The organism is Rhodococcus koreensis, from assembly GCF_017068375.1.
Taxonomy (GTDB): domain Bacteria; phylum Actinomycetota; class Actinomycetes; order Mycobacteriales; family Mycobacteriaceae; genus Rhodococcus_F; species Rhodococcus_F koreensis.
Map to the genome: position 1 here is coordinate 846,230 of NZ_CP070609.1, position 13,411 is coordinate 859,640.

A 13,411-nucleotide genomic window follows, 5' to 3' on the forward strand; every position below is an offset into this window, starting at 1 on the left:
AGACGAGCAAACGTGAACGCACTACCACCAAAATCGATCTCCGGCGACGAGCACTTGGCCGAACAGTTCCCGCTATCGCCGATAGATGACTATTTCGTCCACCAAACCCCGGATCCCGTACGGGTCATGTGGACAGGGGATCCCCGGGCGTACGAACGCCACTGGGTGGTGATCCACGACGACACCGGCGAGTTGCTGATCGCCACGGGCGGCAGCCTCTATCCGAACCTCGATCGGGCCGAGGCCTACGCGATCGTCAACTCGAAAGGCCGACATACCACCGTCCGGAGTTTCCGCTCGATCGGCGCGGATCGCACCGACCTGCGCGTGGGACCGATCGTGCCCACGATTGTTCGCGGTCTGCGGGAATGGCGTTACGTCCTCGAGCCGAACGAGTGGGGAGTCAGCTACGATTTGACGTTCCACGACACCACCCGGCAGGTTTTTCGCGAACCGCTGTCGGACTCTGCGCACGGCTTTCCGACCGGTCGCCGCAACGATGTCACCAGCGGATTCGAATGCTTCGGCTCGGTGACCGGATGGGTCGAGATCGAGGGCGAACGAACCACTTTGGGTCCGAATGCCGCAGGAACGAGGGATCGCCACTGGGGCACCGGACGCGGTGTCGGGGGACCGGAGTTGTCCCTGGGAGGCCGCCTGCACGTAGGGACCAACGGCAACGCCTTCGTGGCATTTCCGGACTGGGCGCTGTGGGGTGACCGACTCTTCTACCCGTTCGGCGACTCGACATCGGGTTCGACGCGAGTCCTCAAACCCACCCGCCGACTCCGGTTCGAGCCGGACACGGACCTCTTCGTCGAAGCCATCGTCGACTACGAGTTCGACAACGGCAAGCAAGTCCAACTCCACTACGAGCGGGTGGGCCAGCAGACGGCCTATCTGCGATGCGGAATGTACGGCGGCACACCGGATCGTGACATCCACCAAGGCGGTTATGCCGGCCCCGACCTGACCGAGGGAGAATCGTATGATCTGAGTCGACCGGAGACCCGGATCGGTATCCGCGGCCTCGACGAGCATCTCTGCCGCGTCACACGTGACGACGGCCAGACCGTTCTCGGGATATACCAGACCATCGACCCCGTGGCCTATGAAGTGTGCATGTCGGGCAGGAAGGGCTGGAACCTCCTCGTCTGAGAAGCACCAGGCCAGGACGGTATGGACCGTACAGCCGAAACTCTCTGAAACCCTTGACTTCAGCCATCGCTCGCGACATTCTGATAATCGGAACGCATTTCGAGTCCATGAATTCTGAATCTCCTGTGACCGTGGCGAACCAATAAGAATTCGGTCGAAGACCACGAGATTGACCACTTCTGACGCAGCATGGAGCGATTTCGGCCAGTCGCATTCCTCAGATGCAGGCATTTCGTGCAACGAGAATCTTCCTGAAGGGGCAAATTGTGGTGATTTTACGGAGTACACGGCGAGGCGCATGTGTACTGTCCGCAGCATTGCTGGCATCGGTCGGGTTGGTCGCTTGCAGCTCGACGGGTTCCGGCACATCGGGAGATGCGATACGAGTGGGCGTGACAACGTCGCTCACCGGATCGTTCGGTACCTACGGAAACATGATCAAGGACGGACTGGAGGCCGGCCTGTACTGCAGCACCGAAGGCACCAGCGAAGTCGACGGCAAGCCAATCGAATTCGTCTACGCCGATGACGGCGGCGATCCCGAGCAGACGCTCGCTGCGGCCACCAGGATGGTTGGTGACGGGATCAACATCCTCACCGGCACCACGTCGTCCGCCGCCGCGATGCAACTCGGCCACTTCGCCGAGCAACAGAATCTCCTGTACATCTCCGGTGCCGCGGGGATCGATGATGTCACCGGTCTGAACGCCAACACTTTCCGTGCCTCGCGACAGGCGTATCAGGAAGCGGCCGCCCTGAGCAGCGTCCTCGAGAAGAACAATAACAAGACGGTAGTACTTGCCCAGGACTACGCATTCGGACAGAAGTACGCCTCTACGATCACCGGCATCCTCGAATCGAGCGGATCTGAAGTAGAGAAAGTGCTTGTGCCTTTGGACACGAATGAGTTCACGCCCTACGCGCGGCGAATCAGCGAGTTGAAGCCCGATCTACTGATTGTTGTCTATTACGGCGATGGGGCTCCGTCCATGTGGCAAGCGATGTCGCAACAAGGAATCTTGGACACGACCACGGTCGCGAGCGTGCTGGTCGAGAAGCCGCACTGGTCAATCTATGGTGACGCCGCCGAGAAGATCAACTTCGTGACGCACTATTACCCAGGCGCACCAGGCGGCGAAATGAACGATTGCCTGACCGAGCGAGTGCCCGATGCCGACCTGTCCACCCACGACGGATTCGTGGCTGCTCAGCAGATCGTGCATGCACTATCCACTGCGGGCCCCGACGACGTCGAAGGCATGATCGAGGCACTCGACGGGTGGTCATTCGAGGCGCCGAAAGGACCTATGACAATCCGCTCAGGTGACCACGCCCTACTTCAGGACATGTACCTCGTCTCGCTCAGTGACAACGATGGCGAATTGGTCGCCCACACAGTCGGAAACGTCGGCAGTGAGGCAGCGAAACCATGAAAGATACCGCAGCACTTGACCGGACGCTGCCGTCCTCACAGGTACTGGGACCCGCGATCGAGTATGCGCTCGAGACAGTCGATCTCTCCTGGAGTGTCGGCGGATTCGCCATCGTCAGCGATGTCGGACTCCGTGTCCGGCGTGGCGAGTTTCTCACCGTTATCGGGCCCAACGGGGCCGGCAAGAGCACGTTGATGAATCTCCTGTCAGGGGTGTATCGCCCCTCATCGGGTTCAGTCCACTTCGATGGTCAGGACATCACCAGAATGGGAGCCGCACACCGTGTCCGGCGCGGCTTGGGACGGACGTTCCAGACGTCGAGCCTGTTTGCTGGACTGACGGTCCTCGAGAACGCACGGTTGGCGGCCCAGGCTGCGCTGGGCGGGAGCATGAACCTGTGGGGCAGGCCATCGGCCCACGATCGAGCCACGGAGCGTGCACGAGAGCACCTCGAAGAGGTCGGCCTGCACGACATGGGCGGAAACATCGTGTCCGACCTACCGTACGGAGACAAGCGCAAGCTCGAGATAGCCCTCGCGTTGTGCGCGCGCCCGCGCGTGTTGCTCTTGGATGAACCGACGGCCGGTGTCTCCGCCGAGGATGTCCACGCGCTGATCGACGTCGTACGGGCGGTGCACGACACGGGCCGTACGGTGGTGATGGTCGAGCATCGAATGGATCTCGTTCTGGACGCGTCGGATCGTATTGCCGTCATGCAAGACGGCGGTCTTCTCCTGTGCGACGAGCCGAACGCAGTTATGTCCGATCCGCGGGTCCAAGCCGCCTACCTCGGGCCGGAGTTCTGATGTCCGACGGCGACGCTGCCCTGTCCGTGCGAGACCTTCAGGTGCACCGCGGGGAAGCACATGTTCTGGAAGGTGTGTCGTTCGAGGTACGTCCACGTCGTGTCACCGCACTACTCGGTCGCAACGGTGCTGGGAAGACGACAACGTTGATGACAATTCTCGGTTTGCTCGAGGGCAGCGGCAGCATCAGGCTCTACGGTGACGAGATCTTGGGCGTGCCCACCCACCACCTGGTCCGCCGAGGTATCGGATACGTGCCCGAGGACCGCGAGGTCTTCAGCACGTTGACTGTCGCCGAGAATCTTCGATTGGCTGCGCGGACACCGGAGGCGACCCAACGTCTGGATCTCGTGCACGAATTGTTCCCAGACTTGCTGCGTCGGAGCGCTCAGCGGGCGGGAGCGCTGTCCGGCGGCCAGCAGCAGATGGTGGCAATCGCGCGTGCCATCCTGAACCCGAACCGCTTGCTCCTCATCGACGAGCCGAGCAAGGGATTGGCGCCCATCGTGGTCGGCCAGGTAGTCGAGGCTCTGGCGAAGGCCGCCAGTGCCACCACAATCCTGCTCGTCGACCAGAACATCCGAGTCGCGCAGCGCCTGGCTACCGATGCGATCGTGCTGGACCACGGCGCAGTTGTTTTTACCGGTTCGATGGAGGATTTGGCCGCAGATGCGGACCTCACGCAGCGCTACCTCGGTGTCGCGCCGTCTTCCCGTGGCAGCAACACGATCGGGACCGAAAAGGGGTCTGCACAATGACAACTCTTATCGTCCTCACTGCTACGAGCCTCGGACTCGCGGGCCTGTATTTCCTCCTCTCTTCAGGGCTTTCCCTGATATTCGGCTTGATGGACGTCCTGAATGTTGCGCATGCCGCGATCTTTGGGGTGGGCGGATATGCGGCCTGGGTCGTCATGGACCGGTTCGACTTGATAGATTCCCTCGCTGCACGTTTCGCTGTCGCCATAGTTGTGGCGGTCATATTCGGATGCGTTCTAGGATATTTCGTAGAGCGGACGCTGATAGCGCGCAACTACGGTGATCACCTCACACAGATCCTCATCACGTTGGGGCTCGCATTCGTCATGGAGGGGCTCATCGGCGGTATTTTCTCGTATTCGCCGCAATCGATCGCACAGCCGGCCTGGTTCACCGACGTCACGGTGATCCTCGGTGGACGCATTCCCAACAGTAGAATCCTTATCTTCGGCATATCAGCCTTGGTGCTGGTGAGCTTGCTGTTCTTCATGAAGAAGAGCAAGTATGGGTTGATCATCCGCGCAGGTGTGGAGAACAGGCGGATGGTTCAGGCGCTGGGCATCGATGTCGCGCGGAGCTTCACCTTCGTGTTCGTACTGGGCGCTGCGTTGGCCTGCCTGGGTGGCGCGCTGGGCGCGGTCTACTTCACGGGAATTACCCCTGCCCTCGGTCCGAATCTGTTGATCTTCGCTTTCATCGTGGTGATTATCGGCGGACTCGGATCAATCGGCGGCACCGCCATCGCTGCCGCTCTCGTCGCCTTCACTCAGCAAATCGTGAACTTCTACGTGAGCACTGGGCTGGGCGACATCGCGGTCGTCGGTCTGCTTGCGGCTGTGCTCCTACTGCGCCCACAGGGCTTGCTCGGAAGGGTTGCGTCAGCATGATTCCGTTATCCAGTACCCAGACACGGTTGCCCGTCGACCGGAGTCCGGGAAAGCTGCACCCGAGGCGGATTTCCGTCGGGGCGCGAGTGGGCCTCACGGTCATTCTCGTTTTGGCTGCTCTACCGATGTTGGATGTTCCGATTCCGATCCTTCTCCCCGGACAGTTGTCGAGTTCCGGTTCTCTGCTCATCTTGTCGATCGGCCTTGTATTCGCTGGTGTCGCGATATCTTTCGATGTCGTATTCGGATACACCGGCCTGCTGAGCGCTGGTCATGCCCTGGTTTTCGCTCTGGGAATCTACGCAACCAACCTGCTGATGCACGCAGGCCTGGGGTATTTTTCCGCTGCAGCGCTTGCCATCGCGCTGTCCGGGCTGGTCAATACCGCGCTGGGAGCGATCGCCCTTCGCGTGAAGGCGGTCGCCTTCACGATGGTCACGCTGGCGTTCGGCGAGGCCTTCTACATTTTGCTCCTGGTTGATCCTGCGGGGATTTTCGGCGGCGAGGAGGGCCTGCCTGTTGCCTTCGAGCAGATCCCCGATCTGCTCGCCAGCGCCCGCGACGTCCGCTGGCTCTACTGGCTATCGCTCGCATTCGCCGTGGTCGCCTACCTTCTGGCCTGGATGGCGACGCGGTCTCGTTGTGGCCAGGTTTGGCAAGCGATCCGCGAGAACGAGGATCGGGTCGAAAGTCTCGGGTTGTTCTCGTACAGCTACAAGCTGGTTGCATATGCTTTCGGCGGCGTGATCGCGGCGGCGGGCGGGGCGGTGTATCTCTTGGTTGCGCGGGGCGCCAATCCGTCTAGCGCATCAGTGCATTTCAGTCTTGCATTGATCGTCATGGTGGTTTTGGGCGGCCGCGGCCGGATCTGGGGTGCAGCGATCGGTGGCCTCGTATACGGAATCCTCACTTTGAGGCTGCCCGAGCTTTCTACGTCCGGCGTGCTCGACGGCCTACCCGAATGGGCAAGTCGCACAGTGTCCGAACCGCTCGTCGTCCTCGGGTTTCTGTTCATCCTGATTGTGCTGTTTTTTCCGGATGGCATAGTCGGTCTTGTCGACCGTACCAACTCCTGGCTCCGGACAATGCGACCGCGGAACATGAATGAAAATGCGCGAATTCTGTCTCCGGATGAACGGATTGGAGCGGATGAGATCAGGAAGAAGCATTAGGAGAAGGCAGGTTCAGCGCCATCTTCCCGTCGTCCAATTTGCTCGCAGTCCCGAAAGGAACGCACATGGAATCACCGAACGTCTATCACTACGGAATTCTCGTCAGAGACATCGACAACGCAATCACGCTGTACGGGAATCTTTTTGGGCTTACCTTCCATGAGCCGACCGAAGTGCATCTCAATAGACTGGCCGATCCCGACGAACACGAGTTCGACCTGCGAGTTACATATTCTCAACAAGGACCCCCTTATATGGAACTGCTCGAAGCCAAGGGTGACGGAGTTTATTCCGCTGGTCACGGGGAGGGCCTGCATCACATCGGCATGTGGGACCCGAAAATCGATGAAAACAAGAAGCGGTATCTCGATTCAGGAGTGGAATCGGATGGCGAGGTTTTGAACCCCGATGGAACCACGTTTGCGTGGTACACGAACCCAAAGACTACCGGCGGGGTTCGCTTCGAGTTCGTCGATGAATCCGCAAGGGAAGATCTCGAGAAATGGATTCAAACCGGGATAATGGGGCCGGGAGGTTTCGTCGTCTGAGGCCAATGGCTTCCCCGATCGTGACGTAAACACGCTGGCTGGTCGAGCGCCGCCGAATTGGCCGATGCTCGACCAGGTCCGCACGGGCTCTCGGGTCCCGAGACCGGGGTCGTGGACCACGAGTTCTTCGTCCGCATTGGCTTCTTCGTCCGCATTGGCCCGGACTCCTCCTGGTTCACTTCGGATCGCCCTCGACTGCTTTCCGTTGCCGGCGGCGTCAGGTAGCCACGGTGATGAGGACCGCAACTCGCCTCACGTGGCCTCGGCCCATATGCGGGGTCACACGGAGAATCTTCCGTCGGACCGCTGAGAGTGGCGACGCGGTCCGGTGCCAATTGGACACGTGATCCTCGCGCTCGATTGCCGCGATGGGACGACAACCTGATGGCGATCCAAGTCGGGCGCGTGCGATGTTCGTACCCGTCGCAGCGCGCTGGGTCGCAGCGGAGGTGATCGTCGCCGTGTTCGGCCCCAAGACCACCGGCGCGCCGCTGGAAGACTGACGACCTTCACGACCATCCGGTAGCGGCGGATGGGAAACCAGACCCACGTCCCGATGGTTGATCCCACCCTGGTGTTCGCCGAAATCAATTGACGGCGATTGGTGCCGCCCCTTGCCCCGTCGCGACGACTGTAGAAACATTTCCGTAGGCGGACACCGACCCGCGACTCGAGGTCGCGCGGTGCCGGACTGCGACGTGCTCTCCCCGACCGCGCCGACGTGGTCGATCGGCGTGAGAGCGCCACGCGTGCGAATCCCGGTGATCGGTGGCCGACGCTACCGATCGGAGAAATCGTGACCAGCGAAACCAGACCAGCCTCGATGCAGCGCGAACCGGAGCTGGCCGCACAGACCGTCGTCCTCATCGGCGGCAGCGCAGGCATCGGGCTCGAGACAGCGCGACGCGCCCGGATGGAGGGTGCCGACGTCATCCTCACCGGGCGCAACCCCGACCGGCTCGAGGCCGCAGCGGCAGACGTCGGCACACAGCGCACCGCAGCGTTCGACGCCACCGACCCGCCAGCATTGCGGAGGTTCTTCGAGGACCTGCCGACAACCATCGACCATGTGCTGGTGACGGCCGGCGGCCCGCGTTACGCTCCCCTGCTCGAGATGGACGCGGACGAGGTGCGCCGGCAGCTCACCGAGCACATAGTGCTGGGGCTCGAGGTCGCGCGCAATGCGGCGAACAAGATGCGGCCCGGGGGCACGCTGCTGTTCATGGGCGGCACCGGCGGCCGGCGCATCGGTCACGGCCTGGGGATCGCCTCCGCCGCCACGGCCGCACTGCCCCCGTTCACGGCGGCCCTCGCTCTCGAGCTCGCGCCGGTTCGCGTCAACCTCATCGCCGCCGGCTTCGTCGACACCCCACTGTCGGCATCGCTGCTCGGTGATCGGCTCGACGAACGGCGGAACGAGTTGCGGACGAAGCTTCCGATCGGCCGGGTCGTCGGCCCTGCCGACGTCGCAGCCCTCGCCGTCCACATCATGAGCAACACGGCACTCACCGGCGCGACGTACGACATCGACGGCGGCCAGCAATTCGTCTTCTGACCACCGCACGACGACAGACGCAGCGATTCGCACGACCTGTTCGATCGATCCCCGACACATCGCGAGAGGAAACCCATGAGCACCAACGAAGTTCACACCGATGAGGCAACCAGCACCACGAATGTCCCGACCGTCGACATGAAGCTGGAGGTCATCGTCCTCCCCATCTCGGACGTCGACCGCGCCACCGAGTTCTACACCAGACTCGGCTGGAGACAGGACGTCACACCGCCCGACTCCGGCGTCGTCCAGTTCACCCCGCCCGGCTCCGACGCCTCGATTCACTTCGGCGCAGACCTCACCACGGCCGCACCCGGTTCGGCCAAGGGATATCTCATCGTCTCCGACATCGAGGTCGCCCGTGACCAGCTGGTCGCTGCCGGCGTCGCGGTCAGCGTGTTCCACCGCGGCGCGGACGGGCCTGCAGACGGGCCGGACCCCGACCGCCGCAGCTACTCCTCCCTGGCGTCGTTCAGCGACCCCGACGGCAATTCCTGGCTGCTGCAGGAGGTCACCACCAGGCTTCCCGGGCGGATCGACACGGCCACCACGTCGTTCGGCTCCGCACGCGACCTGGCGACCGCGCTCCGCCGGGCGGCGGCCGCCCACGGCCGGCACGAAGAGCGCACCGGCGAGGAGGACCCGAACTGGCCCGACTGGTACGCCGAGTACATGGCCGCCGAGCAGTCCGGGGCGGAGCTACCCACGTGAGGAGCGGCGACCGGTAGCGGAGCGAGTGTCATTCTCCGGACAGGTCGGCCGAAAGGTCACGGACCTCGATGCCGGCGGGAATCTCGACCTCGGCGATCAACTCCGGCCGGTCGTCGAATTCGAGGCGAAGGGCCCGGCACATCGTGGCGTGCATGTCGTAGAGAGTGGTGATGTAGGTCAGCTGCAGAATTTCGGGATCCGTCAGATGGGCCTTCAGGACCGCGAACACCTCGTCCGGCACCCGGCCGCCGTCGTAGACGAGGCCGTCCGTGTAGGCCAGGACCGCCCGCTCGAGTGCGGAGAAGCAGTCGCTGACCTGCCAGTGCGGAAGGGCCGCGATCTTTTTCTCCGGCGCCCCGAGGGATCGCATCTGCTTGCAGTGCTGGGAGAAGACGAACTGGCTCCCGCGTGCGTACCCGGCCCTGGCCTGCCCCAGTTCACGCAACAGGGGGTCCAGGGCGACGTTCCGGTAGAGCGAGAATCCGCGGACGGCGTGCCGGAACACGTCCGGTGACTGGGCGAACACGGTCCACCAGTCGCCGGGGGTGGCGTGGATGGTGCCGTGATCGACGGCGGGATCCTTGTCGGGTCCGAACAGTCGGTCGTAGAAGAAGAGGATCTTCTCGTCGGTGACTTCGGCGCGGGGTACCTCACGGAGACGGGGCACGGCATTTCCTTTCGGGCGGTGGCGGTCAGGATGCGGTGGGTACGCGCCGGTCGGCGGCGGTCTTCGGTTCGTGCGAGACGTCGACTTCGGTGAAGATTCGCGTCCAGCAGGCGAATTCGAGCAGTACGCCGTCCGGGTCCTGGAAGTAGAACGAGCGCACGAAGGTGCCCGGGTGCACGTGCCGGGACACGCCGGCGGAGCTGTCGTCGTGGTTGAGGACCCGACTGACCTTGATTCCCTCGGCCTGCATGCGGGTGTAGTACTCGTCGAACTGTTCCGGGGGCACCGCGAACGCGACGTGATTCATCGACCCGACCGCACTCGCGAGTTCACCCTCGTCGGGGAGCCCCTTGGGGGCGGCGAGACCGGGCGCGGCCTCGGGGGAATCGGCCAGCCAGAAGAACGCGATGGTGTTGCCGTTGCCGCAGTCGAAGAAGAAGTGCTGGCCCAGATCCCCCGGCAGCTCGATGGTCTTGATCAGGGGCATGCCCAGGACGCCCGAGTAGAAATCAATGGTGCGTTGCATGTCCGAGCACACCAGCGCAAGGTGGTTGATACCCCGAAGTTCGTACTTGGAGTTCGGATTGCTCATGGCGGTCCTTCCGATGTGGTGAAGTCGTCGCGAGAAGCGAACAAAAATGACTTGACAGTCATGTCATCTATTGGGAGAGTTTGTCTGTGAGCAAGTCATCTGTCAATACCCCGTCCACGCCGGCCACTGTCGACACCCTGACCGCGCGTGGCCGCAAGACACGCGACGCACTGCTCGACGCCGCCCGGAAGGTGTTCGAGACGGTCGGATTCCCCGACACCCGGGTCGAACACATCGCCCAGGAGGCGAACGTCTCCTACGGCACCTTCTACCGCTACTTCGAGTCGAAGGAAGAAGTGTTCCGGGAGCTGAGCACTCGATTGTTCGAGGACATGCACCGCCGCGAGCCGACCGACGGCGACCTGTCTCCGGCGGAGAAACTGGTCGCGTCGAACCGCTCGTACTATCAGTCCTACCGCCGGAACGCCCCGCTGATGGCGATCGTCGAACAGGTCGCGACGTTCAACGACGAATTCCGCGAACTCCGTCACGAGCACCGCCGTCAGCTGATCGACCGGACCTCTCGCGCGATCGCACGCTGGCAGCAGGACGGACTGGTCACCGCCACTCTCGACCCGGTACTGGCGGCCCGCGCGATGGCCGCCATGGTCGACCACACCCTGTACCTATGGTTGATCCAGGGTGACGACGCCGACGAGGCGGCCCTGCTCGACACCCTCGACCAGATGTGCCTCGGCGCACTCGGTCTCGACCGGAACTGAGCGCCGCGCGCTCCCCCACCGAGAACCGTGCCGGGTCACGATCCCGACGGTGCGCTCCTGCACACCCCTCACCATCGACTGAGCAACGGCCGACCGATCGATCTCGTCGACTCGGCCGTTGTTCCGATCTCCCCGAAGGCACGCACAATGACAACGCACCCACCGTTCGCGTCCCCTACCACCGACACACCGCAGGGAGCGCTCGACGGCCTGCGGGTACTCGAACTGGGCACCCTCATCGCAGGCCCGTACTGCGGGCGCCTCCTCGGTGACATGGGCGCCGACGTCATCAAGATCGAAGCCCCCGATCGTCCCGACCCCCTGCGGGACTGGGGCCAGGCCGAGGGCGGTCACCAATACTTCTGGTCGGTGCACGCCCGCAACAAACGGTGCGTGAACCTCGACCTGCGCACCGAGGCCGGCCGGCGGATCTTCCTCGACCTCGTCGCCACCGCCGATGTCGTCGTCGAGAGCTTCCGGCCCGGCACCCTCGAGCGCTGGGGCGTCGGCTACGACGTCCTCCGGGAAATTTCCCCGCGGCTGGTCCTGGCCCGGGTCTCCGGATACGGCCAGACCGGTCCGTACGCCGCGCGTCCCGGATACGCGTCGGTGGCCGAGGGCATCAGCGGCTTGCGGCACCTCAACGGATTTCCCGGCCAGGCGCCCCCGCGGATCGCGCTCTCGCTCGGCGACAGCCTCGCCGGGATGTTCGCCTTCCAGGGTGTCCTCGCCGCGCTCATCGCGCGCGAACGCACCGGACGGGGACAGATCGTCGATGCCGCGCTCACCGAGGCCGCACTCGCCATCCAGGAGTCCACCGTTCCCGACTACCACAAGACCGGCCACGTCCGGCAACCCTCCGGCACCCGCCTCGACCGCGTCGCACCGTCCAATCTGTATCGGACGCAGGACGGGCTGTGGGTGATCATCGCGGCCAACCAGGACACGCTGTTCGCGCGTCTGTCCGCTGCGATGGGCCGCCCCGACCTCGCCACCGATCCGCGCTACGCCACCCACACCGCGCGCGGTGATCACCAGGACGAGCTCGACACCCTGATCGCCGAATGGGCGGCCGGCTTCCCCGCGGCGGAGCTGATCGAACTGCTGACCAAGTTCGAGGTGGTCACGGGCCCGGTCAACACGGTCGCCGAGGTGATGGCCGATCCCCAGTTCAACGCCCGCGAGATCTTCGTCGACCACGTCGACCCCTCCCTCGGGCCCGGCGACACCGGATTCGATCCGGAGCCGGTGAAGGGAGTCGGGGTGATCCCGAAACTCAGCGAGACCGCGGGCGGGGTTCGGTGGGGCGGGCCCAGCCGCCCGGGCACCCACACCGACGAGGTGCTCGCCGAAATCCTCGGCTACGACGCCGACCGGCTCGCCGCACTTCGCGAGCAGGGCACGATCTCGTGACCGCGACTCCACCCGAGGTCGACATCCGGGAGGTAGGGCCCCGCGACGGACTGCAGATCGAGAAGCCCATTCCCACCGCCGCCAAGCTGGAGCTGATCGACGCGCTCGCCGCGACCGGTGTCCGGCGCATCGAGGTCACGTCCTTCGTCTCCCCGCGGGCCGTCCCGGCGCTGGCCGACGCCGAGGCCGTCGCCGCCCGACTCGGCCGCTGGCCACACGTCACCTTCTCGGCGCTGGTCGCCGGACTCGGCGGCGTCGAGCGAGCACTCGCAGCGGGTCTGACCCGCCTCGAATACGTCGTCTCCGCGTCCGACGGGCACAGCCGGGCCAACGTCGGCCGCAACAGCGAGGAGTCGATCACGCTGATCACCCCCGTCGCCGAACTGATTCACCAGGCGGGCGGCACACTCGAAGTGATCGTCGCCATCGCGTTCGACTGCCCGTTCGACGGGCCCACCCCACCGGACCGCGTGGCCGACATCGCGCGTCGTGCAGTTCTTTCGGGTGCGGATGCGGTGTCCGTCGCCGACACCATCGGGACCGCGACGCCGCTGCGCACCACCGACGTGCTCACCCGGGTGCGCGCCGCCATCCCGGGCGTCGACCTCGGCCTGCACCTGCACGACACCCGCGGCCAAGGACTGGCGAACGCGTGGGCCGCATACACCTCGGGCATCCGCCAGTTCGACGCCTCCGTCGGCGGGCTCGGTGGGTGCCCCTTCGCGCCGGGTGCGAGCGGCAACATCGCCACCGAAGAACTGGTCTACATGTTCGAGGACGGCGGCATCACGACCGGCATCGACATCGACAGGGAACTCGACGCGGCTCGACTGGCCGAGCGCCTGCTCGGCAAATCCCTCACAAGCAGACTGCTCTCGGCCGGGGGCCGACCGGTTCCCACCGGCACCGCCTGCAATTGACCACCTCGCTGCCGACACCGCGACGGAACACTCCGCCGCTCCGCGCGCAGCACCACACGGAAGAGACGG

Annotated in this window: 14 protein-coding genes; 12 read left to right on the plus strand and 2 right to left on the minus strand. The window is 64.1% G+C overall.

Going from position 1 to position 13,411, the window contains the following annotated elements; genetic code table 11:
* The first annotated feature begins 12 nt into the window (after window positions 1–12).
* The 9 genes from JWS14_RS03795 (at window position 13) to JWS14_RS03835 (ending at window position 9,028) form a co-directional block, all read left to right on the plus strand.
* Complete coding sequence (locus JWS14_RS03795) at window positions 13–1,158, plus strand: Rv3169 family protein (RefSeq protein WP_476748559.1); 1,146 nt, start codon at window positions 13–15, stop codon at window positions 1,156–1,158.
* A 392-nt stretch (window positions 1,159–1,550) separates the two neighbouring features.
* Complete coding sequence (locus JWS14_RS03800; RefSeq protein WP_206012539.1) at window positions 1,551–2,591, plus strand: substrate-binding domain-containing protein; 1,041 nt, start codon at window positions 1,551–1,553, stop codon at window positions 2,589–2,591.
* A complete protein-coding gene (locus JWS14_RS03805; RefSeq protein WP_095863811.1) occupies window positions 2,588–3,397 on the plus strand; it encodes an ABC transporter ATP-binding protein in 810 nt (269 codons plus the stop codon). Before JWS14_RS03800 ends, JWS14_RS03805 begins: the two co-directional genes overlap by 4 nt.
* The gene (locus tag JWS14_RS03810) at window positions 3,397–4,155 is read left to right on the plus strand and encodes an ABC transporter ATP-binding protein (RefSeq protein ID WP_206012540.1); all 759 of its coding nucleotides are present in this window, start codon (window positions 3,397–3,399) and stop codon (window positions 4,153–4,155) included. Before JWS14_RS03805 ends, JWS14_RS03810 begins: the two co-directional genes overlap by 1 nt.
* Window positions 4,152–5,042 carry a branched-chain amino acid ABC transporter permease gene (locus JWS14_RS03815; RefSeq protein ID WP_206012541.1) on the plus strand — a complete coding sequence of 297 codons (891 nt, stop codon included), beginning with the start codon at window positions 4,152–4,154 and terminating at the stop codon, window positions 5,040–5,042. Before JWS14_RS03810 ends, JWS14_RS03815 begins: the two co-directional genes overlap by 4 nt.
* Before the next feature lie 125 nt (window positions 5,043–5,167).
* Entirely contained in the window at window positions 5,168–6,214 is a 1,047-nt protein-coding gene (locus tag JWS14_RS03820) for a branched-chain amino acid ABC transporter permease (protein WP_206012542.1), read from the plus strand.
* 65 nt (window positions 6,215–6,279) lie between these two features.
* Window positions 6,280–6,762, plus strand: coding sequence for a VOC family protein (locus tag JWS14_RS03825; protein WP_206012543.1), 483 nt, complete (start codon window positions 6,280–6,282; stop codon window positions 6,760–6,762).
* Between the two features lie 796 nt (window positions 6,763–7,558).
* Window positions 7,559–8,317, plus strand: a complete 759-nt coding sequence (locus JWS14_RS03830; RefSeq protein ID WP_206012544.1) for an SDR family oxidoreductase — start codon at window positions 7,559–7,561, stop codon at window positions 8,315–8,317.
* A gap of 75 nt (window positions 8,318–8,392) precedes the next feature.
* Window positions 8,393–9,028, plus strand: a complete 636-nt coding sequence (locus tag JWS14_RS03835; RefSeq protein WP_206012545.1) for a VOC family protein — start codon at window positions 8,393–8,395, stop codon at window positions 9,026–9,028.
* 28 nt (window positions 9,029–9,056) lie between these two features.
* Here JWS14_RS03835 and JWS14_RS03840 read toward each other — a convergent pair whose 3' ends face one another.
* Window positions 9,057–9,695, minus strand: coding sequence for a carboxymuconolactone decarboxylase family protein (locus JWS14_RS03840; RefSeq protein ID WP_206012546.1), 639 nt, complete (start codon window positions 9,693–9,695; stop codon window positions 9,057–9,059).
* Between the two features lie 25 nt (window positions 9,696–9,720).
* Window positions 9,721–10,287: a VOC family protein gene (locus JWS14_RS03845; protein WP_095863803.1), complete on the minus strand. Its 567-nt coding sequence runs from the start codon at window positions 10,285–10,287 to the stop codon at window positions 9,721–9,723.
* An 86-nt stretch (window positions 10,288–10,373) separates the two neighbouring features.
* On the opposite strand from JWS14_RS03845, the gene JWS14_RS03850 reads away from it, so the two are divergent.
* The 3 genes from JWS14_RS03850 (at window position 10,374) to JWS14_RS03860 (ending at window position 13,342) form a co-directional block, all read left to right on the plus strand.
* On the plus strand, window positions 10,374–11,009 hold the full coding sequence (locus JWS14_RS03850; RefSeq protein ID WP_095863802.1) for a TetR/AcrR family transcriptional regulator: 636 nt from the start codon (window positions 10,374–10,376) through the stop codon (window positions 11,007–11,009).
* Window positions 11,010–11,156: 147 nt separating this feature from the next.
* Window positions 11,157–12,422, plus strand: a complete 1,266-nt coding sequence (locus JWS14_RS03855) for a CaiB/BaiF CoA transferase family protein (RefSeq protein ID WP_206012547.1) — start codon at window positions 11,157–11,159, stop codon at window positions 12,420–12,422.
* Window positions 12,419–13,342 (plus strand): hydroxymethylglutaryl-CoA lyase, encoded by a 924-nt coding sequence (locus JWS14_RS03860; RefSeq protein ID WP_206012548.1) that lies wholly within the window; start codon window positions 12,419–12,421, stop codon window positions 13,340–13,342. The genes JWS14_RS03855 and JWS14_RS03860 overlap by 4 nt, the downstream gene beginning before the upstream one ends.
* Window positions 13,343–13,411: the final 69 nt, after the last annotated feature.